At 38.4% G+C, this 20,899-nt stretch carries 21 protein-coding genes and 3 tRNA genes (1 of these 24 running past the window's edge); 7 read left to right on the forward strand and 17 right to left on the reverse strand.

Annotation, left to right across the window (positions count from 1 at the left end; all coding sequences use genetic code 11):
• Window positions 1-18 precede the first annotated feature (18 nt).
• Together EsVE80_RS12890 and EsVE80_RS12895 are read right to left on the reverse strand one after the other, a co-directional pair.
• Window positions 19-987: an ABC transporter substrate-binding protein gene (locus EsVE80_RS12890; protein WP_173104041.1), complete on the reverse strand. Its 969-nt coding sequence runs from the start codon at window positions 985-987 to the stop codon at window positions 19-21.
• Complete coding sequence (locus EsVE80_RS12895) at window positions 987-1,730, reverse strand: polysaccharide deacetylase family protein (protein ID WP_173104042.1); 744 nt, start codon at window positions 1,728-1,730, stop codon at window positions 987-989. The genes EsVE80_RS12890 and EsVE80_RS12895 overlap by 1 nt, the downstream gene beginning before the upstream one ends.
• A 225-nt stretch (window positions 1,731-1,955) precedes the next feature.
• Between EsVE80_RS12895 and EsVE80_RS12900 the strand changes: the two genes are divergently transcribed.
• Together EsVE80_RS12900 and EsVE80_RS12905 are read left to right on the forward strand one after the other, a co-directional pair.
• Window positions 1,956-2,663, forward strand: a complete 708-nt coding sequence (locus tag EsVE80_RS12900) for an ABC transporter ATP-binding protein (protein ID WP_173104043.1) — start codon at window positions 1,956-1,958, stop codon at window positions 2,661-2,663.
• Window positions 2,664-2,707: 44 nt separating this feature from the next.
• Entirely contained in the window at window positions 2,708-3,394 is a 687-nt protein-coding gene (locus EsVE80_RS12905; protein WP_173104044.1) for an ABC transporter permease, read from the forward strand.
• A gap of 70 nt (window positions 3,395-3,464) precedes the next feature.
• Here EsVE80_RS12905 and gor read toward each other — a convergent pair whose 3' ends face one another.
• Window positions 3,465-4,814, reverse strand: a complete 1,350-nt coding sequence (gene gor, locus EsVE80_RS12910) for a glutathione-disulfide reductase (RefSeq protein ID WP_173104045.1) — start codon at window positions 4,812-4,814, stop codon at window positions 3,465-3,467.
• A 178-nt stretch (window positions 4,815-4,992) separates the two neighbouring features.
• Between gor and gloA2 the strand changes: the two genes are divergently transcribed.
• Window positions 4,993-5,379, forward strand: coding sequence for an SMU1112c/YaeR family gloxylase I-like metalloprotein (gene gloA2, locus EsVE80_RS12915; protein WP_173104046.1), 387 nt, complete (start codon window positions 4,993-4,995; stop codon window positions 5,377-5,379).
• Between the two features lie 55 nt (window positions 5,380-5,434).
• On the opposite strand, the gene EsVE80_RS12920 is transcribed toward gloA2, so the two are convergent.
• The 6 genes from EsVE80_RS12920 to larA all read right to left on the reverse strand — a co-directional run bounded on the left by EsVE80_RS12920 (window position 5,435) and on the right by larA (window position 10,948).
• Window positions 5,435-5,980, reverse strand: coding sequence for a DUF924 family protein (locus tag EsVE80_RS12920; protein ID WP_173104047.1), 546 nt, complete (start codon window positions 5,978-5,980; stop codon window positions 5,435-5,437).
• 22 nt (window positions 5,981-6,002) lie between these two features.
• Window positions 6,003-6,812 (reverse strand): ATP-dependent sacrificial sulfur transferase LarE, encoded by an 810-nt coding sequence (larE, locus tag EsVE80_RS12925; protein WP_173104048.1) that lies wholly within the window; start codon window positions 6,810-6,812, stop codon window positions 6,003-6,005.
• Between the two features lie 104 nt (window positions 6,813-6,916).
• On the reverse strand, window positions 6,917-7,627 hold the full coding sequence (gene larD, locus EsVE80_RS12930) for a D/L-lactic acid transporter LarD (RefSeq protein WP_173104049.1): 711 nt from the start codon (window positions 7,625-7,627) through the stop codon (window positions 6,917-6,919).
• A 20-nt stretch (window positions 7,628-7,647) separates the two neighbouring features.
• Entirely contained in the window at window positions 7,648-8,913 is a 1,266-nt protein-coding gene (gene larC, locus EsVE80_RS12935; RefSeq protein WP_173104050.1) for a nickel pincer cofactor biosynthesis protein LarC, read from the reverse strand.
• Entirely contained in the window at window positions 8,910-9,650 is a 741-nt protein-coding gene (gene larB, locus EsVE80_RS12940) for a nickel pincer cofactor biosynthesis protein LarB (RefSeq protein ID WP_173104051.1), read from the reverse strand. The genes larC and larB overlap by 4 nt, the downstream gene beginning before the upstream one ends.
• A gap of 23 nt (window positions 9,651-9,673) precedes the next feature.
• On the reverse strand, window positions 9,674-10,948 hold the full coding sequence (gene larA, locus EsVE80_RS12945; protein WP_173104052.1) for a nickel-dependent lactate racemase: 1,275 nt from the start codon (window positions 10,946-10,948) through the stop codon (window positions 9,674-9,676).
• 163 nt (window positions 10,949-11,111) lie between these two features.
• Between larA and EsVE80_RS12950 the strand changes: the two genes are divergently transcribed.
• The 4 genes from EsVE80_RS12950 to EsVE80_RS12965 are packed head-to-tail and all read left to right on the forward strand — an operon-like array spanning window position 11,112 to window position 14,249.
• Window positions 11,112-11,768, forward strand: a complete 657-nt coding sequence (locus EsVE80_RS12950; protein WP_173104053.1) for a Crp/Fnr family transcriptional regulator — start codon at window positions 11,112-11,114, stop codon at window positions 11,766-11,768.
• Window positions 11,769-11,783: 15 nt separating this feature from the next.
• The gene (gene cbiM, locus EsVE80_RS12955; protein WP_173104054.1) at window positions 11,784-12,761 is read left to right on the forward strand and encodes a cobalt transporter CbiM; all 978 of its coding nucleotides are present in this window, start codon (window positions 11,784-11,786) and stop codon (window positions 12,759-12,761) included.
• Entirely contained in the window at window positions 12,754-13,536 is a 783-nt protein-coding gene (locus tag EsVE80_RS12960) for an energy-coupling factor transporter transmembrane component T (RefSeq protein ID WP_173104055.1), read from the forward strand. The genes cbiM and EsVE80_RS12960 overlap by 8 nt, the downstream gene beginning before the upstream one ends.
• 2 nt (window positions 13,537-13,538) lie before the next feature.
• Window positions 13,539-14,249: an energy-coupling factor ABC transporter ATP-binding protein gene (locus EsVE80_RS12965; RefSeq protein ID WP_173104056.1), complete on the forward strand. Its 711-nt coding sequence runs from the start codon at window positions 13,539-13,541 to the stop codon at window positions 14,247-14,249.
• Window positions 14,250-14,339: 90 nt separating this feature from the next.
• Here the strand turns inward: EsVE80_RS12965 and EsVE80_RS12970 are convergent, their stop codons facing one another.
• The 8 genes from EsVE80_RS12970 to EsVE80_RS13005 all read right to left on the reverse strand — a co-directional run.
• Complete coding sequence (locus tag EsVE80_RS12970; RefSeq protein WP_173104057.1) at window positions 14,340-14,630, reverse strand: hypothetical protein; 291 nt, start codon at window positions 14,628-14,630, stop codon at window positions 14,340-14,342.
• Between the two features lie 214 nt (window positions 14,631-14,844).
• The gene (locus tag EsVE80_RS12975; protein ID WP_173104058.1) at window positions 14,845-16,089 is read right to left on the reverse strand and encodes a peptidase U32 family protein; all 1,245 of its coding nucleotides are present in this window, start codon (window positions 16,087-16,089) and stop codon (window positions 14,845-14,847) included.
• Between the two features lie 195 nt (window positions 16,090-16,284).
• The gene (locus EsVE80_RS12980) at window positions 16,285-17,208 is read right to left on the reverse strand and encodes a peptidase U32 family protein (protein WP_173104059.1); all 924 of its coding nucleotides are present in this window, start codon (window positions 17,206-17,208) and stop codon (window positions 16,285-16,287) included.
• Window positions 17,209-17,365: 157 nt separating this feature from the next.
• Window positions 17,366-19,864, reverse strand: coding sequence for an ATP-dependent Clp protease ATP-binding subunit (locus tag EsVE80_RS12985; RefSeq protein WP_173104060.1), 2,499 nt, complete (start codon window positions 19,862-19,864; stop codon window positions 17,366-17,368).
• A 5-nt stretch (window positions 19,865-19,869) separates the two neighbouring features.
• Complete coding sequence (locus tag EsVE80_RS12990; RefSeq protein WP_173104061.1) at window positions 19,870-20,337, reverse strand: CtsR family transcriptional regulator; 468 nt, start codon at window positions 20,335-20,337, stop codon at window positions 19,870-19,872.
• Window positions 20,338-20,650: 313 nt separating this feature from the next.
• A tRNA-Arg gene (locus EsVE80_RS12995) sits at window positions 20,651-20,724 on the reverse strand.
• 71 nt (window positions 20,725-20,795) lie between these two features.
• Window positions 20,796-20,869 (reverse strand) — tRNA-Pro (locus EsVE80_RS13000).
• Between the two features lie 18 nt (window positions 20,870-20,887).
• A tRNA-Arg gene (locus EsVE80_RS13005) sits at window positions 20,888-20,899 on the reverse strand (it continues 62 nt past the right edge of the window).

Raw genomic sequence — 20,899 nt, forward strand, 5'->3', positions numbered from 1 at the left:
AGCAAAGTTTAGCAACTATTATTTAGTTAAATAACTAAAATTCGTTAATTGTTCATAGCTGTATTTTTTCTCAATTTGTTTTTTATTTTTGGCCCACTGAATAATCGCATCAAATTGATCTTGGTCTACTTTTTGTGCATGAGGATAATCTTTTTCTTGGCTATCCAAATACGTACTCATCGCAGCTGGGAATTGGTATTTGGTTAAGATATCCGCATATTCACTCGCTTTATGTTGATTCATATAATCAATTGCATGATTATAGCCTTGGTAAAAAGCACGAATATCTTGTGGCCGCTCTTTTAAAATTGCATCGGTAAACTGTAACGTCCCGCCGTTAATTTTTGCATCTTTAGAGCTACCTAAAATTTTTGCTCCTTGTTTGGCCAACATACTGGCTTGTGGCTCGGTATAAACTGCACCATCAACTTGACCACTTAATAAAGCTTCTGAGCGGGCTGAAAAAGAAGGAATGTTAACCACTTCATAGGTAAAGCCATCTTTTTTGGCAAAATCATCCATAATATATTCCAAAATAAAATTAGGAACCAAAGTAACTTTTTTCCCAGCTAATCCCTTCATCTCCGTAATTTTAGATTGCGGCGAAGCCAAGATTTTAAAATCTTCCAAAATTCCAGAAGTAATTTTCATATCAATTCCATTTTTCTTAAAAGTCGCTTCGGTCATAACGTCACTAATGGTACCATCGAGCTGTTTGGACTGGACTGCAACATTGCGGTCGTTAGGTGAAGCAAAAGATTTAATTGCTACATCGGTCCCGGCTTCTTTAAAGAACCCTTTTTCTTGCGCCAAAATAATCGGAATAGCCGATTCTGCTGGTAAAATCCCCATATTAATCGTTTTGCCGGTTACTTTTTCAGCTGTCTTTGCTGTTGTGGTTTGAGTGGTTTTGGTGTTATTGTCACCACAGGCCGCTAAACTTAAGACAGTTACAGCCATAAGCAAACTTGCTACTATTTTTTTCATCATTTTTCCCCCACTATTTCTTTAAATGCTGCCAAAGGTAATTGTGCTGTCACTACATTGCGGCGCAATTCCAACGGATTTGTCTCTTTTGTATTCGGTCCTTTGATTGTGGTAAAGGCAAGTTGAAAGCCTTCTTTGGCTAATGTTGCCACGTTTTTTTCATCATATAAACCAAAAGGATAGGCAAAAACATCTTTTATCGGCACAAATTGATTACACGTAGCCAAATCTAAAATAAAATCTGCTTCTGACTCCCACATTGCCCGCGCTGCAATTGTCCCTTTACGTTGGTGAAAATGATGCGTATGATTGGCATACGTAAAAACATCCGCCATGCCTAAAAGTTCTGGAAAGCTCACTGGACGAGAAACCTCTGGTGTATATGCGCTAGGAGTTGCAAAAATCCAGCCAGTGGGTACAAAAGAGACTGCTGTTAATTTGCGTTGTTGTAAAATTGGGTAGGCATAGCGCAGCTGCGATTGATAACAATCGTCAAAAGTTAACAAGATACTTTTTTCTGGCAGGCTAAAGCTGCCTTTATAAAAATCAAGCACTTCTGCCAGTGTTAAAAAATGATACTGCTGGGCGATTAAATAATCGATTTGAGCGGTAAAACTAGCCAAATCATTATATAAAGGTAAGGGCAGTGAATCGGCGTAGCCATCTGCTACTTCAATTGGCCGCATTCCCGTTTTTATTTCTGCTAGCGGTCTAATTTCGTGAAATACTAAAGTGGTAAACATTTTTTCACTCCTTTATTTTCGTCTGTTCGTAAAAAAACCTTTATTAGTATAACACACGGTTTGAAAAAAAATGCACAAACTACTTGGCAAAACTTTTTATTTTTGCTACCTTTCAACTAGTCAATGAATCATTAACAGCTCAACACTTGCCTACTTCTTGAGATACATCTAGGAAATCTTTTACATCTGCTTACTAAACTTAAAGAAAAAGAAAGGGATACCCTGATGTCCATTATTTTAAACAAAGTTGGTTTTCACTATGATGACCAAATTATCTTTGAAAACGTAACATATACATTTGCCAGCAAACAGCGCTATGCAGTGATTGGTCCTTCTGGTAGTGGGAAAACAACGCTATTGCAGTTATTGCAAGGTTTTATTACGCCAACTTCAGGTACGATTGTAAAAAAAGATACCCGCTTGGTTACCGTTTTTCAAAACAATCAAATTTTTCCTTGGCTTACGACCACAGAAGCAATCGCATTGCCCTTAAAATTGGCAGGTGTCAAAAAAGAAGAACGACACTTACTCGTTCAACACTTATTAACAGAACTGGATTTGGAAAATTTAAAAAACAAGCGACCTGCGGCACTAAGCGGTGGCCAGTTACAGCGCGTAGCGATCGCCCAAGGGTTAGCCCTTAATCCCCAGTTTTTATTACTGGACGAGCCTACCTCTTCTTTGGATTCCCAAAGCAAAGAAAAAATTCAAGATTTATTACTTAGCCAACAACAAAGCCGACAAAATAGTCTACTCGTCGTTACCCATGATATTGAAGAGGCAGCTTTTTTAGCGGAAACTATTTTAATTGTTAAAGAACATCACCTGCTTGCCATTAACAATCCAACTTTCAAAAATAACCATCCTAACCGGAGGGAAAGTTTAGATTTTTATCAATTTTGTATCGCTCTAAGAACTGAGGTGCGCAAATGAGAACTCTTCGCCAACATATCAGACGACTGTTACTAGGAGGGATTATGTATCTTGTATTGTGGCAGTTACTTGCTGTTTTAACGCATAATCACGCCATCCCGACTCCCATTGAAACCGGGCCAACATTTTGGGCTTTAAAAGAAAGCTTACTCCTTCACAGCGGGGCTAGCTTTTTGCGGGTCCTCGTTGCCTTGGCATTCGCCCTTATCGTCGGTATTCCTTTGGGTATTATCTTAGGGTTATCCGAAAAAACAAATCGCATCTTAGCACCGGTTATTTATTTTTTATATCCGTTACCAAAAGTCGCTTTTTTACCAATTTTTATGCTTTTTTGGGGATTGGGGAATTTTTCAAAAGTACTGCTGCTTTTTGCCATTATCATCTTACAAGTCATCGTTTCTATTCGCGATGGTGTTCGCCTTATTCCAGCAAATTTTCAAAAAACCATGTCTAATTTTGAGGCAACTTTTTTACAACGGATTTACTATTTGATTTTACCAGCCCTTATTCCGAGCCTTTTAACGAGTTTACGCGTTAGTATCGGCATTGCCTTGGCATCTTTATTCTTTGCCGAAAATTACGCAACAGAATACGGTCTGGGTTATTTGATTTTAAACGCATGGACTAAGATGGCCTACTCCGAAATGTTTGCTGGTATCTTTTGTATAGGCGTATTGGGTGGAATCTTATTTCTTTTACTCGATTTACTAGAAGAAAAGTTTCGCTATTAATTTTTGGCAATAACAAAAAAAGGCTGTGACAACTTTTCGTCACAGCCTTTTTTAGCTTTTTTTAGCCTTCTTAACGCATTGTTACAAATTCTTCAGCACCGGTTGGATGAATGGCAACTGTATTGTCAAAATCAGCTTTTGTTGCGCCCATTTTGATTGCAACTGCGAATCCTTGCAACATCTCATCTACGCCGACACCAATGGCATGTAAACCAACGATTCGTTCTTCTTCCCCAACACAAATCAATTTCATCTCACATTTTTGCCGATAATCATTTAATGCAAAATACATTGGCGTAAAGCGGGAACGATAAACTTTTACTTTTTCCCCTTGGTACTTTTCATATGTTTGCTCTTCGGTTAAGCCAATGGTCGCAATTGGCGGATGGGTGAAAATCACCGTCGGAATTAAATCATAATCCAAATATGAATCTGTCTTATTATTAAATAAACGTTCAGATAATCTGCGACCCGCCGCAATCGCAACTGGTGTCAAATCCACTTTACCGATAACATCTCCCACGGCATAAATGCCTGCTACTGACGTATTTTGGAATTTATCTACAGTAATAAACCCACGTTCATCTAAATTCACTCCAATTTCTTCTAAGCCGATATTTCTTGTATTTGGTAAACGGCCGCCGGCAAAAAGGACTTTTTCAGCTGCCAATTTTACCCCATTTTCAAAAATAACGGTAAAGGTGCCATCTGCATTTTTAACAATTTCTTGCGCAATGTGTTCTGGATACAAAGATACGCCTGCTTCTTGGTACATCTCGACTAAATTATCACTTAACATGGGATCAAAGGTGCGCAGCGGCCGACCTTGGCGATAAGCCCACATTGTTTTGATGCCCATTTGTTGTGCCATCCCTGAAAGTTCTGCTGCAATATAACCAGCGCCTAAAACTAGCATGCTTTCTGGTTTTTTAGTCATAGCAAAAAAACCGTCAGAGTCAATTGCATATTCTCCCCCGGGAATGTTCATCTGACTTGGTCGTCCCCCTGTTGCAATTAAAATATGGGGAGCTGTAAATTCTTCATTGTCAACTGCAACAACATCAGCAGCGATAAATTTTGCATATCCTGTCACCACATCTACTTTATTACTATCCAATCCCCTTTGATAAGCGCCATGTAAAAAGGAAATATATTTTTCTCTACGAGACACCAATTCTGTGAAATTAAATTCTTCCAAATTGGCGGTAATGCCATAACTTGGTGCATCACGGTGAATCATTTCCAGCATTTCACTTGCCTGCCACATTACTTTTTTAGGGACACAGCCTACGTTGACGCAGGTTCCCCCCAATGCTTTTCCTTCTATAAGTAAAACTTTTTGCCCGTACATTCCTGCGCGGTTAGCAGAAGCGATACCACCACTGCCGCCGCCGATGACAATATAATCGTAACTTTTCACGTCATTCTCCCCTTTATCACTTCAGGATTTTCCTATTTTTCAATATCTGTATTGTACTTGAAAGAAATATGATAAGCTAGTAGGCTGTTTATAGACTAGATTTATTTAAAAAATACCCCATCCGTTACTGATTTCACATAGGAATTGGTAGTCGATAAAAAAATAAAGGAGCTAGATGATGTCTTTACAATTTACCCAAATTCACCACGTTGCAATTATTGTCTCAAATTTAGATAAAGCCAAACATTTTTACGTTGATATCTTAGGATTACCTATCATTCGGGAACACCGGCGCCCTGATAAAAACGATACTAAACTTGATTTACAATTGGGCAATTGTGAACTGGAAATTTTTGCTGTCAAAAATCCGCCCAAACGCCTTAGTTTTCCTGAAGCGGCTGGATTGCGCCACTTAGCTTTTAAAACTGAAGATATTGAAGCCAAAGTAGCTTACTTAAAAGCTAACGGCGTGAAATGTGAAGAAATCCGCTATGATACTTTTACCAATGAAAAAATGACTTTTTTCTTTGATCCTGACGGCTTGCCATTAGAATTACATGAATAATACAAGCATTCCCTTTAATGGCGAATAAAAAAGCGACCGCGTACGGTCGCACTTTTTATTCGTTATTTTCTTTCAGATAGGCTTTTTCTTCTGGGGTACTCCTTCGACCCAAAGCATGGTTACGATAAGGAAAGCGCCCAAATTTTTTAATTGTCTCGTAATGTTCCTTTGCATAGCGATAGCGCTTTTCTAACCCTGGCTCCTTGAAATAGACCATGGCATATTGTTCTTGGATATAGCGCGATTCTGAATGCATAAAAGGCATGTACAAAAAAGAGCGCTCCAAAGTGGTTAGTACCGCTTTTTCTTCCAATTTCACAGCTTCTTGCGCTAAGACTAAAGCGGCAAGATCGCCTTCAAAAGCCCGAGAATCATTACGATAGATATTGCGAGAAAATTGATCCAGTACAATAATTTCGGCTAAACGCCCCTGCATTGACTTTCGCCAATTATACAATTCTCCTTTTTTTGCAGCCAAAAGAAATTCCCCAAAACGATGCTTGATCTTGTCATCTACCTCAGAATTTGCACTAAACCAATCCTGAGGAGAAAGTTCTTCAAACCAAAAAGTTAAAACCGTCTTGTACTCGTAGTCTGACATCGTGTCTCCTTCTTTTATCCCGTTACTTTTTTTCTAATAGTTTATTCATCTTACCATAAGTATAACCTCTTACATCTAGTGATACGAAGGTATAACCAAAGGAAAGCAACTTTTCTTCGATTGTTTTTGCTTGAGCAAGAAACTCGGGAAACTTTTCTTTTTCAATTTCAATGCGGGCCACCGTGCGATGGTCTCTCACACGAACAATTTTAAAGCCAAGTTCTTGGAGGTAGATTTCTGATTTTTTCACTCGTTCTACTCTTTCACTGGTTAATCGTTCATTGTATTCAAATCTTGATAAAACATGGCAGGTAGCGGGTTTATTCCAAGTCGGCAGGTCATAACCTTTCGAAGCACGGCGAACATCGGGTTTATAAAATTCTGCTTCTTGCAACGGACTTCTGACACCAAACGCATCTCGTGCTTTTAAGCCAGGGCGATAGTCAAACGCATCATCCATAATCATGCCATCTACAACCCAATTAAAACCTAATGTATTTTTTAAGTTTGTCAATTCCTGATACAATAGACGTTTACTATAAAACCAGCTGGAAGGTTGGTTGGTTTGTATTTCTTTTACACTTAACTCATCTAAAAAAATTCCCTTGGTCTGCGCGCCGATTTTTTCTGAATTTTTAACTGCATCTAAATACTCGCTTTTCATAATCAATTCCGAGTCTGCTACAACGGATAACACGTTTTCTCTACCCAGTACCTCAATTGCAGTAGCTAGTACAAGTGAACTGTCCACTCCTCCTGAAAAAGCGATGACTACACTTTCCATCGAAGTTAAAATTTCTTTTAGTTTAGCTACTTTTTCTAAGTATTCCATGACAAATTTCCTCTTTCTTATTGGCTGGTTATTTCTAGCGGTTTATAAAAATATCTCTTATCTAACTTCTTTAAGCGTCAGATAAGAGATAGTCGAAATTTATGTTAAATGTGTAAGAAATATCTGACGAATAAAGCGGCAAAGGCAGCTCCGACAAATGGTGCTGTACCAGGTACAAGTAAACCATATTGCCAATCGTTATTAGCTTTATTGGCAATTGGTAACAATTGGAAAGCCAAACGCGGACCTAAGTCGCGGGCTTGGTTCATAGCAAAACCAGTAGTTCCGCCTAATCCCATCCCAACGGCCCAAACAAGTAAACCGACACCAATTGGTAACATTGATTCTGCATTGTGGGCGATTGCTAAAATACCAGTCAAAAATACAAAAGTAGCAAAGGCTTCGACAAAATAGTTCCGTGGTAAGTTACGTAAATTAGGATTGGTTGAAAAAATATTCCGAATCGCAATCGGATCAACTGAACCTTCTGAAGCTTTAAAGTGGTCCGCATACATAATATAAACAATAATAGCTCCGACAACACCACCTAGCATTTCAGCAATTACATAAGGTACAAATGAACTCCAAGGAATCATCCCTAAAATAGCTTGTGCTAATGCCATTGCAGGATTAATACATACACCACCGAAGATGAACAAGACAACCGTAATCCCAAATGCCCACGTTGTAATGGCAAATAAATGTCCTGACCCTGCATATTTGGTTTTCTTTAAGACTTCATCACAATGAACCCCCACACCAAAGATAATCATCAATGCAGTCCCCATAAATTCTGATAATAAATTGTGCACCATTAAAAAAACTCCTTTTTCTTTTAAAGATATTTTTCCAAGTCGTGGTAGACTTGATAAATTGATAAATCATTTTCTTTTGCAATACGTTGGCACTCTGAAAATTCAAGTGTATTTTTTTCTATTTCTTCATAACGATTTTGCTTTATTTGAATCGCACCATAAGGCGTTTTTTTTGTACCAAATGTTCGTTGCATCACTGTGCGGGCCATGGATGTATAACGAACGCCGATTGTACTTGTTTGACGGAATAATTCCTTTGTGAAAACATCTTTTTGTTCAGGCTGACAAAGTAGTGTCAATAAAATTCCGCTACGATTTTTCTTCATATGAATTGGAATATAAAAAACATCTAGCGCCCCTTTAGACAAAAGGTATTCCATAACATACCCTAATTGTTCCGGTGTTTGATCATCGATATTTGCTTCGATTTTTAGAATCTGATCTTGCGTCTGATGTATTTCTTTTTTACTTGGTCCTTGTCTTAACAAAGAGCCTCGCAATGCATTGAATTTTCCTGTCTCTCTTTTTCCAAAGCCATACCCGACTTTTTCAATCTCTTGGCCTTCAAGTGGACGAAATATCGGCTGTATTTCTTTGAAGATTGCTATCCCAGTAGGTGTAACTAATTCTGTCTGAATCTCAAAATCTTGTCGGATAATAAGGTTTGTTCCCTTCCTTAATTGCATGACAGCAGGCACAGGCACGGGCATGACACCATGAGCAACTTCGATTGTACCCGAGCCTTCCGTGATATAAGAAGAATAAACTTGTGAGATTTCCAATTGTTCCCAAAGAATGAAAAAACTAAGGACATCCACAATCGAGTCAATTGCTCCTACCTCATGAAAATGGATTTCTTCTACTGCTTTATTATGAACAGCTGCTTCAGCTTGCGCGATATCAAGGAAAACATTGCGGCTATGTTTTTTAACAGTCTTTGTTAAAGAGCTTTTATCAATGATTGCCAAAATATCTTGCAAATTGCGAGCATGAGCATGATTGTGATCGTGCTCGTGGTGATGATGTGCAAGGTGGGCAGGTTGATTTGTTGGCGAGAAATCATTCTCAATCCCATGGTCTTTTGCACCATGAGCCAAATGAACATCAAAATCAGTCCCATAAATACTACTTTTGGCTATTCGTTGCACATGCAGATGGTAGCCTGCTACCGGAATTTTTGCCAATTCCTTTTTCAAATCCTCTACATTTCCACCTAAATCGATCAATAAACCATTCAGCATATCACCACTCAGGCCAGAAAAAGGTTCTAAATACAATGTCTTCATTTTTTTCTCCTTAACTGATTGATCATGCTGGCGTTATAAGCCGCACCAAATCCATTGTCAATATTGACGACACTAACTCCTGAAGAACAACTATTAAGCATTCCCAATAAAGCAGTGAGACCTTTAAAATTACTTCCATAGCCAATACTAGTCGGAACCGCAATCACTGGAACATTTACCAGTCCACCAACGACACTGACCAAGGCACCTTCCATTCCAGCAATTACAATCACAACAGAAGCCTGTTGAATGTCTTCTAAGCGGGCAAATAAGCGATGGATGCCCGCAACACCCACATCATAAATTCGCTTTACCTGATTGCCGAAAGTTTCCGCTGTAACGGCTGCCTCTTCAGCAACGGATACATCCGATGTTCCTGCTGTGACAATGGCAATATAATCTGATGTTTGAATTTCCATTGGTTGGAGAACAAAACAACGAGCCAGTTCAAAATATTCACCTTTCGGAAAGGCTGTTTTTAGTGCCTTGCCTTTTTCTATCGATACGCGCGTTGCCAGAATCGGGCGTTCTTCTTGCTCTAAAACTTTCACAATTCCTTTGATCTGTTCTAAGTTTTTTCCTTCACCATAAATGATTTCCGGATAGCCGTTTCTTTCTTTTCGCTGTGTATCGATTTTAGCGTAGCCCAATTCATCAAAGCCTTTCAGCTTTTCAGCTGCCTCATCAATGGTTAGCTTTCCTGATTGAACACCTTTTAATATTTCTTTTCTGTCCATTGTTTTATTCCTCCAAACAACTACTATTGGACGATAACTGACAAACCGTCGCGAATCACTGTAACTTGTGCTTGGCTACCTTCGATTTCAAAGGCACGTTCCAATGCTTCATCCAGTGTTTTCGCTAATTCCATATGCATATCTGTAATAAGTTTTGGATCGACTAGATCAGATACGTAAATAACATGATGATGTACCAAAATTCTAGCTAAGATTTGTGAAGTCCATTGATCAGGTACCGTTTCTAAACGGGGCGTGTGGATTGCTTGCTCTAAAAATTCTTTTGGATCTTTCACATCTGCTAAATTGTGGTAGAAACCTTCTCCACCATGTCCATCGCCAGAGCCGGCAACCATGATAATCACGCCGCCTTCTTTATTTGTTGCTTCAGCGGCAGTCATCCCTTTAACTGCTTGATAAATATTTTGATCCAATGGAAAACCACCATTGGTAGAAATCGCAATATCACATGGAATTTTTTCTACACTCGCTAAGTCGCGAACGAATTCACAGCCTACCTTATGGGCATCTTCCATATCACCAGCAAATGAACCAATAATATGTTTTTCACCATCCAAAACGACATTTACGATAAAAGCTAGTCCGGCTGTCCGTGCAGCGTAAACCATATCTTTGTGAATAGGATTGTGGTCTAAGTTACCTGTCCGTGCTTTGTTTGAATCAATAAATTCACCGGAGTGGTTAGCCATGATTGTCTTATAAGAAGCAACTCCTGGCAAAACAGCTTTACGCCCGCCAGAAAAACCGGCAAAAAAGTGAGATTCAATAAATCCTTCAGCAATTAATAAATCCGCTTCTGCTGCAATGCGATTGATGATACAGTCACCACCAGAAGGCAGTTGTCCGATTTTCTTCATAGAAGCGTCATCTGTTGAGACATGCATCACGATTTCTTCATGGTCAACAATTTCTTGGCCATACTTATTGATTAGTTCTTCGCGAGTTGAAGGACGATGGAAACCTGTTGCAACTAAAATACGAATTCTCGCATCTGGAGCTACACTGCGAATACGGCGTAACAAAATGGGGGTGATAATGTGGGAAGGAACGGGTCGTGTGTGGTCAGAGCTAATGATGACGATATCTTTTTTTCCTTGAGCTAATTCTTCTAGTGAAGAACTGCCGATTGGATTATCTAAAGATTTTTCAACCGTTTCTTGTTCAGAAAGTGGATTTTGAAAATTTTCTGCTTTTGATTCCAATAGACCAGCAAAATTTTGTTTTGGAACTTTTGCTGTAATCAATTGTTTGTCATATGGTAATTCAATTTCTACCATAATGGTTCATCTCCTTGTTTTTACTTACGGAGGTTAGTATACTGAAAAAAAAATTCACAGATGACGCAATTGATAGTATTATTTGTTAACATGCTTTTTTTTGTCCCGTAGATAATAGGTAACGCAAGAATGAAATAAAAAAGGTTTAAAAGGAGTTTTTTTGATGGAGTCCGATTACTTAGTTTCTTTTTTAGAGGAAAAACAAACCACCATAATAAAAAAAAGAAGGCACACTTACTTGTCCTATCATGGATTAGAAGAGGCTTATAGCTATGTTTTGAAAGAAGGAATCGTCAAAACAAGTATCATTTTAAAGGACGGTCGTGAATTCAATTTATCTTATATTGTTGCACCAGATATTATTTCTTTATTAAAAGATGAAGTATCCAATTATACGTCTGCTCCTTTCAACGTACGAATTGAATCAGAGGAGGCCAGTTTTTATCGTATCCCCCGTGCTACATTTTGGGAATATGTAAAAGAAAATCAAATTTTGCAAGATTATGTACGCGACTATTATCGGAAAAAATTGTCTGAAAACATTGAAGCATTGCAAAATATGACGATGAACGGAAAAAAAGGAGCCGTTTGTGCCTTTATTAATAAACTGATTCATCTCTTTGGTGTACAGCAACAACGAGGTATTTTAATTGACTTTCCTGTAACCAACGAAGACATTGCTGGTTTTTGCGGGATTTCCACTCGAAATAGTGTAAACCGAATCATACATGACTTAAAACAAGAACAGGTAATTGAAATCCATAATCAAAAAATATTCGTTCTTGATTTAGAGTATCTTACCGATTATACCGCAAACTAAAAGGAGTCTTATGTTATGCATATTCCAGAAAATTATCTTAGTCCACAAACTTGTGGCGTTATGTTAGCCACTGTTGCACCGGTTTGGTATGTATCTATCAAAAAAGTAGATGCACAAATCAAACTACACAAAGAAACAATCCCAATGTTAGGACTTTCTTCTTCTTTGTCCTTTCTTATTATGATGTTTAATTTGCCTGTCCCTGGTGGCACAACTGCACACGCAGTTGGCGCAGTCTTGTTAGCCATCTTAAGTGGTCCATGGGCGGCTTGTCTATCCGTTTCTGTAGCATTACTGCTCCAGTCACTGCTTTTTGGTGATGGTGGAATTTTAGCTTTTGGTGCAAATTGTTTTACCATGGCAGTGGTTATGCCTTTTGTCGGGTATGGTATTTATTTACTGCTAAAAAAACATGCACCAAAAATTGGTGCCTTTCTTGCTGCTTACGTTGGTGTGAATGCGGCTGCTCTGGCAACAGCTATCTTACTTGGTGTACAACCACTACTTTTCCACGACGCTGCCCGCCAGCCACTCTATAATCCTTACCCGTTAAACATTACTATTCCAGCCATGATGAGTGTCCATTTACTCGTAATTGGCTTTGTGGAAGGTATTTTTACATTAAGTGTTTTAAGTTTTGTAAAAAGAAGTACCCAAACAGATACCTTCACTTTGTTGCCTGTCAATACGCGGCGCTTGAAATTTATCCTGATTGGTTTTGTACTTCTTTCACCACTTGGTCTACTTGCCAGCGGTACTGCTTGGGGCGAATGGGATTTAAATGAGCTGGTTAAAACATTGAAAGATAATCATTTACCAACCCATAAACCCCAAGGAATGGTTCATGGTTTATCTTTTCACTCATTATTTAGCGACTATACTATCCCCGGTTTGCCCATTAGCATCGGCTATATTCTTTGCGGAATCACCGCAATCTTAGTCTTTTTATTACTCTATCGGTTACTGTTTGAAAGAAGGAACAAAAATGCCTGAATGGCTAACCCACCAAAATGAAAGCTTACTTTCCGATAAAAAAGATACCTTTTTGATTAAAAATCAAAAAGGGCTTCTTTTTATACTTGAAAAATTTGACGCATCTCCTGAAAAAAATGCGGCAACTCCCATTCATCCGACCCTTTCCTTTCTTTCAACTATTGGGCTACTACTCGTGATGAGCTTGACGCAAAGCCTGCTGGTATTATGGATTTGCGGACTTTATTTTATGGGGATGTTGTTGTTTATGCCACCAGCAAAAAGTCGACAAATTCTAAGTAAAAGTGTAGTGCTGTTAATCATGCCCTTGTTTGTCTACTTCCCTAGTTTATTGCTGCACCAAGCAAACCTTTTATTTATAATCCGGTTGCCATTTATTGCTTTTGTAATTAGCCACTACACAGAGACAACCACGAGCTATCAGCTTCTTGGACTTTTAAAACGCTGGCATTTACCAAATATTGTTTTATTTCAGTTGGATATTACGATCAAATACATTTATCTATTGGCAAAAGTTCTACTAAACATGGTCAAAGGCATACGAGCACGTCACGTGGGTAATCACCATTTAAAAATGTACCTGGGAACAAACCTCATTGCATTGGTTTATTTACGTTCTCTCGATTACGGGAAAAAATTGCAACAAGCTATGGAAGCACGCGGGTTTGACGGAACTTATCATTCTCAGAAGATACCTTTTAAAAAAACAGACTATTGGTATATCTTATTACAAGCTGCGTTATTTTTAGTAATCTTTTTGATTGGGAGGATTTGAAGATGTTTGAATTAGAGGACGTTCGTTTTGTTTATCCAAAAACACAGTTAGAAGTATTTCAGCCTTATTCTGACATAATTTCTAACGGTGCCTATTTATTACTAATGGGCGATAATGGCAGTGGAAAATCTACTTTTTTGAATTTACTCGCAGGTTTTCAACTTCCTTCAACGGGAAAAATCGTATTTAATGGAAAAGAAATGAAAGCTTGGCAAAAAAATAAAAAAGCCTTTTATCGCCAACTCGGTATTCTTTTTCAAGATGTTGACCATCAATTGTTCAATAACAGTGTCTATGATGAAATTGCCTTTGGTCCAAGACAATTGGAACTATCTGAAAATGAAGTACAACAACGGGTTGAAGACTGTCTAAAACTATTGAAAATCGATCATTTGAAGCACCGTGTTCCTTATCAATTATCCGGCGGCGAAAAGAAAAAAGTCGCCTTTGCGAGTATTTTAGCGATGAACCCAGATGTTTTTTTACTGGATGAACCTTTCACTGGCTTAACCAAAGATGCAGAAAAATTGTTTAAAGAGATTCTTCGAAATTTGCACCACATTGGAAAAACAATTTTACTAGCTTCCCATGACTATCGTAGTTTTCAAGACGAACCAGTGGAAGTGTTGTTATTTGAAGGAAAAGTAACTCATTACACTCAAGCACAACTTCACGCAGATCAAAGATTAACCAGGCATTTAGCCGATTATTAGTCATTTAAATGCTGATAATTCCAGTGATTAAAATTAGGCAAAAAAAGAAAGGACAGCAAACTAGCCCGTCCTTTCTTTTTTTAGTTTCACTTAAAAAACAAACTGTTGATTTAAATCTTTTAATTCCGCAATCTTTTTTTCTACCTCATTATAATTGGAGGCATAACGGTCAACAGCTTGACTGATAAATAGATCACGAGTTTGATCAAATTCCGCCAAGAATTCTGCAACAGAAGGATTGGATTCCCCCAGATAATCTTTTCGCAATTGCAGTGCATTTTGATACGCATCATTTAAGAAAATCAAAACGGCTTCTTTTTCAAATCGTACTTGATAAGCCGACTCTAAACGTTCAATTACTGCATTTGTCCATTTGTTCATAAAAAATCTCTCCTTAGACCAAATTTTCCTACTAGGGGATAATTCAGTTCACTTACTTTCTCTATTATTATAGGAAAATTCAGCGTGTTCAAAACCAAGTTTCATACCCAAAAAAGAGAGTACCAATTATGGTTACCCAAATGCTACACCTCTTTCTCTTAATCTACAAAAAAAGCCCCCCTAAAAAATTAGGCAGGCTTTTAGATTGTTTTGTTTAATCTTTCTTCTTGCGTATCATATCCCCCACTGCAACATCTTGGGCAACTGGCATTGTTAAAATCATCATCGGATTTGGCGCCCGATCAATCATTTCACCTTCATCATTTTTCATCCATGTCACAGATTGCTCAAAATGTTTAAAGCCAGGAGAATAAAATTCAATTTCATCCCCTACAGAAAAATGGTTCCGTTGACGAATAGTCGCAATTTTTGTCGTCGGATCATAGGCCATCACTTCGCCAACAAATTGATACTGCGGAATTTTGCGTCGGGGACCAAATAATTGCTCATTTTCCGTTGGTGTGTGGTAATAAAAACCCGTTGAAAGTTCTCGTTGCGCTACTTTCCATAATTCATCAATCCACTCTTGTTTGCACACATAATTTTCCGGATCGGAAATATAGCTGTCAACAGCAGCTTTATAGACATTTGAAACAGTGGATACATAATGGATGGATTTCATACGTCCTTCGATTTTTAAACTATCTACACCGTTTTCGATTAAATCTGGAATATGTTCAATCATCGTCATATCAACAGCACTCATAGAAAATTCTTCATTCACGTTTCCTTTATCCGTTAAACTACGATGTTGCTCGGTACCAAAAGGCATATCATATAATTCATATTTCCAACGACAGGATTGGGAACAGCCGCCACGATTGGCATCTCGCATGGACATATGATTGGATAAAGTACAGCGGCCTGAATACGAAATACACATGGCGCCATGAATAAAAGCTTCAATTTCAACATCGGTATTTTTGCGGATTTCCGCTACTTCTGCCATTGAAACTTCTCGCGCTAAAACAACCCGCTCCAAGCCTTCATTTTTCCAAAATTCCAATGTTTCAAAATTCGTTGCAGAAGCCTGTGTTGATAAATGGATAGGTAAGCCTGGAGCTTCTGTGGCACAAATTTCAATCAAGGCAGGATCAGACACAATCACCGCACTAATTCCCACATCCCGCAATTCGCGGAAAAATTCGCCGGCACCTTCTTGATTTCCTTCATGAGTCACCATATTTGCTGCAACATAGACTTTGGCGTTGTGTTCTTTAGCAAATGCAACCCCTTCTGCCATATCTTCATAAGTAAAATTACCAGCTCGGCTACGTAAACCATAGGCATTGCCACCAATATAAACAGCATCAGCCCCATAATGAATCGCCGTTTTTAGTTTTTCTAATGTCCCAGCTGGAGCTAGAACCTCCGGCCGTTTCAAAACTTTCTTTGTCATATCCTTTTGTCACTCCTGCTTTGACAGTTGCCCAGCTCTTTTATGGAGCTTGTGGCAATGCAATTTATTTAAACTTAAAAATAGGCACAAACTAAAACAAATGCCTGCTTAAAATAGGAATTTAGACGCTTGCTTTTGTTCTTATTCACTGCGCTTTTTGCCTATTTTGCTTGCTTCATTTTTTTGAAATCTTTTTTAGCGAATCGCTTTTGGATCTAAGTAGTAAAAACCTGTATCCAAGCCTCTTTTTTCAGGATGGAAACTACGAAGTTTTTCATCATAGGCCATAGCTTGTGCTTCATCCCAAGTACCTGCTAAAATGGCTGTTTTAGCAGCAATGAACAACTTCGTAACCGCAACAAAATTTTCTTCATCAGTAAATAAGCCATCTAACTTCCATGTTTTAAAACCTGTTTGTGCTAATTGGTCGACTTCTTTCATTAAATCTAAATCGTTATCTGCAAAAATATGAGTGCCATGACTATCTTCAAAAATTGAATAGTGAGTTTCGGGTTTTTTTGGTTCTGATAAAAACAAATCCCGTTCACGGCTCGTCTGCTCATCTTGTTGGGTATAATTATAATAATTTTGTAGAAGTGGTCGTTTTGATTGATGGATACAAGTGGCGCCATATACTAAAACTTCGGCTGGCACCGTTAATTGTGGCGCCATTTCTACCATTTCTGCAAAAGGTACTTCTCTTGCTAAAACAGCTCCAACTGCACCTTTTTTAGCCCAAAAATTAATTTGTCGTGCACTAGTTACTAACGTTTCGCCATCATAGACAAAAGGCGTCGCTAATTTTTCATCTTGCATCATCACATAAACAACACCGGGATCCCCTACTACAATTTGATCCGCACCACTTTCTTTTACAAAAGCTAAATATTCTGGTACCTGTTTCATTTTTTCTGGATGCATAATACCATTAACAGCGATAGCCGCCTTTTTCCCAGCAGCATGCGCTAAATTTACTAATTCTTTTTGTTCTGTTCGTGAAAATGAATAAGGTAACCGCAAGCCAAACGTTTCTTCCCCAAAGTAGATGGTGTCTACACCAGCTGCTAGTAATTTTTTGGCTTGGTCAACTGAGGCTACCGTTGTGATTAATTCAATCATCTTCTTCCCCCTTTGATAACTCAATTATCTTATCACAGGGCGTGTAATTTTAGAAGTAGCAATCAAAAATCCTACTATTTTTAGCAAATTCCCTAATATAAAATGAAAAAGCCGTAATCCTACTGTTTTAGTAGTACTACGGCTTTTTATTGAGGATTTAGGCTTTTTGCAATTTTTTATCTTCTACAGGTTCTTTGACAGTTAACGTGATTTTGCCTTTTTTAGCACCTATTGTAACATTGTCTCCCAAATGAATTTGGCCAGATAATAATGCTTCTGACAAGCGATCTTCTACTTCTTTTTGCAACGCCCGCCGAATTGGACGTGCGCCATATTCTGGATCAAAACCGGCTTTACCTATAACCTCAGTAGCAGCAGACGTTATTTTCAACTGAATATCTTGTTCGGCCAGTCGTTTTACAATGGACTTGCTCATGATTTTCACGATTTGTTGAATCTCTGCTTCTCCTAAAGAACGGAAAACTACTGTCTCATCAATTCGGTTTAAAAATTCGGGACGAAAAGCTTTTTTCAGCTCTTCTAAGATACGTTTTTGCATGGCCCCATGATCTTTTGTCAAGTCCGTTACATTAAATCCAACATTTTTTTCTTCACGAATTTGAGTTGCACCAATATTTGATGTCATAATCAAAATCGTATTGCGGAAATCGACCTTTCGTCCTTTTGAATCAGTCAAATGGCCATCATCTAATACTTGTAACAAAATGTTAAAGACATCTGGATGGGCTTTTTCAACTTCATCTAATAAAATAACCGAATACGGTTTAGAACGAACCTTCTCTGTCAATTGCCCGCCTTCATCATAGCCCACATAACCAGGAGGAGAACCAATCAAACGACTCGTGCTATATTTTTCCATAAACTCGGACATGTCTACGCGGATTAAAGCATCTTCACTACCGAACATCGCCTCTGCCAACGTTTTAGCCAACTCTGTTTTTCCGACCCCTGTCGGTCCTAGGAACATAAAAGAACCAATGGGACGATTTGGATCTTTTAAACCACTTCTCGCACGACGAATGGATCTAGCTACAGCTTTCACTGCTTCTTCTTGTCCAACTACACGTTGATGTAAAATTTTCTCTAAATCTAACAAACGTTCACTTTCTTTTTTCTCCATTTGTTGCAAAGGAACGCCTGTCCATTGAGAAACAACAGTTGCGACATCTTCTGCTGTCACTCGATCAGCAAAACCAGACGCTTCTTTTGTTTCAGCAAAAGCTAATTCTGCCAATCGTTGACTCAATTTTTTCTCTTTTTGACGTAAACGCGCTGCAGCTTCAAAATCTTGATTTTGAATTGCTTCTTCTTTTTCACTCATCAATTTTGCAATATCTTCTTGCAATCCAATGATTTCAGAAGGTTCATCAGCTTTATCCAATCGTACTTTTGCCGCTGATTCATCCATCAAATCAATGGCTTTATCTGGTAATTGTCGAGAATTGATGTAGCGAACAGATAACTGAACCGCTGCATGAAGCGCATCATCAGAAATCTCTACACCGTGATGTTCTTCGTAACGCAGACGCAACCCTTTAAGGATTTCTTCGGCTTCTTCAGGTGTTGGTTCATCTACTTGTACCCGGGCAAAGCGTCGTTCCAAAGCGGAATCTTTTTCAATGTACTTTTGGTATTCATCCAGTGTAGTAGCACCGATTGTTTGCAATTCGCCTCGCGCCAATGCCGGTTTTAAAATGTTGGAAGCATCAATAGCGCCCTCCGCTCCTCCAGCACCAATCAACGTATGCAATTCATCAATAAATAAGATAATTTGACCATCATGATAAATTTCGTCGATAATTTTTTTCATTCGATCTTCAAATTCACCACGATATTTTGTCCCTGCTACAAGAGAACCCATATCCAACATCATCAAACGTTTCTGTTGCATATCTTCAGGAACTTCTCCTCGAATAATTTGTTGTGCTAACCCTTCGGCAATAGCTGTTTTCCCTACACCAGGTTCACCCACTAAGACTGGATTATTTTTAGTGCGCCGTGATAAGATTTGGATCAGACGTTTTACTTCTTTACTACGACCTACAACTGGATCTAATCGATTTTCACGTGCCAATTTGGTTAAGTCTCGGGCTAAACCGTCTAAAGTAGGCGTACCTTGTTGCGTTCCTTTGCTTCCTTGCGGTGCCTGTCGACGGCGTCCACCTAATCCATTGTTGGGCGCTTTACTTTCACTTACTCCCATTTTCTTTTTTAGCAGCTGACGCATTCTGGCTAAACTCAAACCAAGGTTCACCATAATACGGGAAGCTAAAATTTCATCATCACGTAAGAGACCTAACAATAAATGTTCTGTCCCGATATTAGGTGCTCCTAAGCGTTTAGCTTCATCACCAGCATAGGCAAAAATATGCTTTGCCCGTGGTGAATATGGCAAGTAAACACCTGCCGGATAAGATTTCATTGTGCCATAGCCGGTTAAATGCTCAATTTCTTCTCTAATATCAGATTCCGTAACACTCATTTCTCGCAAAACTTTTCCAGCAATTCCGTCTTGTTCAATGACCAAAGCCAGCAGTAAGTGTTCTGAACCAACTGATTGGTGTTTAAAAGTTTTTGCTTCTTCTTGGGCAATCGTCAAGACAGCCTTGGCTTTTTCTGTAAATAATTCATCCATCTGACTCACTTCCTATCCTCATAACTTAATCGTTCCAGCACCGCATGTAACATACCAGCCCGAATTTCATCTTCATTTTTAAAACGCCCTAACGTATTTTTCGCTAAGGCTGCTAAAATCAAGTTACCTTCTGTTTTCGTTAAAATATCTTCCTCATACAATTTTTGAATAATGGCAAAAGCATTTTTTTCATCTATTGTGTCGTCAAAAAGTTGATCGACTTGTTCCAAAAAACGGTGATTGTCAGAAATCTTAATTTTTTCAATTCTAATATAACCACCGCCACCACGTTTACTTTCAACAACATATCCCCGTTGAATCGTAAAGCGTGTGTTAATAACATAATTAATTTGGGATGGCACACAGTTGAATAAATCGGCCATCTCGGTGCGACGAATTTCAATCATTTCGCTATCTTCTAAAATTTTTTTCAAATAAGCCTCAATTAAATCAGAAGTATTGTGACGACTCATAACGCGCTTTCCCTCCCTTGACTAATTCTGACCTTAATTATACCCAACTTAGCTTGATATTTAAAGGAACACGATTTTAACACAATATTCCTTTAAGAATTCACCACGAAGAATAAAGTACGCTAACGAGTTAATATTCACATATTTCATTTTATCGCAATTCTTCCAAAATTAACAAAACTATGATAATGAATATTCATACATATTTTAAAATCATCATTTTTCTTCACTAATCAAAAAGATATTTCTCTATATCAATAAAAAATCATTTTTTATATACAAAAAAACGAAACCAATATTGGTTTCGTTAAAACGCGCCCAAGAGGAGTCGAACCCCTAACCTTTTGATCCGTAGTCAAACACTCTATCCAGTTGAGCTATGGGCGCATAAATATTAAATTAAGTCTAACAAGATTATAACGTAAATTGAATTGAAAATAAAGCCTAAAATAAAAAAATCGGGAAGACAGGATTCGAACCTGCGACCCCTTGGTCCCAAACCAAGTGCTCTACCAAGCTGAGCTACTTCCCGAAAAAAATAAAAAGACTACGCGCCCAAGAG

Origin of the sequence: Enterococcus saigonensis (genome assembly GCF_011397115.1) — a bacterium.
Classification (GTDB): domain Bacteria; phylum Bacillota; class Bacilli; order Lactobacillales; family Enterococcaceae; genus Enterococcus_C; species Enterococcus_C saigonensis.

Coding starts and splice junctions, on each gene's coding strand:
- EsVE80_RS12890 (WP_173104041.1), bottom strand. CDS start 987: ATGAAAAAAATAGTAGCAAGTTTGCTTATGGCTGTAACTGTCTTAAGT.
- EsVE80_RS12895 (WP_173104042.1), bottom strand. CDS start 1,730: ATGTTTACCACTTTAGTATTTCACGAAATTAGACCGCTAGCAGAAATA.
- EsVE80_RS12900 (WP_173104043.1), top strand. CDS start 1,956: ATGTCCATTATTTTAAACAAAGTTGGTTTTCACTATGATGACCAAATT.
- EsVE80_RS12905 (WP_173104044.1), top strand. CDS start 2,708: ATGTATCTTGTATTGTGGCAGTTACTTGCTGTTTTAACGCATAATCAC.
- gloA2 (WP_173104046.1), top strand. CDS start 4,993: ATGTCTTTACAATTTACCCAAATTCACCACGTTGCAATTATTGTCTCA.
- EsVE80_RS12920 (WP_173104047.1), bottom strand. CDS start 5,980: ATGTCAGACTACGAGTACAAGACGGTTTTAACTTTTTGGTTTGAAGAA.
- larE (WP_173104048.1), bottom strand. CDS start 6,812: ATGGAATACTTAGAAAAAGTAGCTAAACTAAAAGAAATTTTAACTTCG.
- larD (WP_173104049.1), bottom strand. CDS start 7,627: ATGGTGCACAATTTATTATCAGAATTTATGGGGACTGCATTGATGATT.
- larC (WP_173104050.1), bottom strand. CDS start 8,913: ATGAAGACATTGTATTTAGAACCTTTTTCTGGCCTGAGTGGTGATATG.
- larB (WP_173104051.1), bottom strand. CDS start 9,650: ATGGACAGAAAAGAAATATTAAAAGGTGTTCAATCAGGAAAGCTAACC.
- larA (WP_173104052.1), bottom strand. CDS start 10,948: ATGGTAGAAATTGAATTACCATATGACAAACAATTGATTACAGCAAAA.
- EsVE80_RS12950 (WP_173104053.1), top strand. CDS start 11,112: ATGGAGTCCGATTACTTAGTTTCTTTTTTAGAGGAAAAACAAACCACC.
- cbiM (WP_173104054.1), top strand. CDS start 11,784: ATGCATATTCCAGAAAATTATCTTAGTCCACAAACTTGTGGCGTTATG.
- EsVE80_RS12960 (WP_173104055.1), top strand. CDS start 12,754: ATGCCTGAATGGCTAACCCACCAAAATGAAAGCTTACTTTCCGATAAA.
- EsVE80_RS12965 (WP_173104056.1), top strand. CDS start 13,539: ATGTTTGAATTAGAGGACGTTCGTTTTGTTTATCCAAAAACACAGTTA.
- EsVE80_RS12970 (WP_173104057.1), bottom strand. CDS start 14,630: ATGAACAAATGGACAAATGCAGTAATTGAACGTTTAGAGTCGGCTTAT.
- EsVE80_RS12975 (WP_173104058.1), bottom strand. CDS start 16,089: ATGACAAAGAAAGTTTTGAAACGGCCGGAGGTTCTAGCTCCAGCTGGG.
- EsVE80_RS12980 (WP_173104059.1), bottom strand. CDS start 17,208: ATGATTGAATTAATCACAACGGTAGCCTCAGTTGACCAAGCCAAAAAA.
- EsVE80_RS12985 (WP_173104060.1), bottom strand. CDS start 19,864: ATGGATGAATTATTTACAGAAAAAGCCAAGGCTGTCTTGACGATTGCC.
- EsVE80_RS12990 (WP_173104061.1), bottom strand. CDS start 20,337: ATGAGTCGTCACAATACTTCTGATTTAATTGAGGCTTATTTGAAAAAA.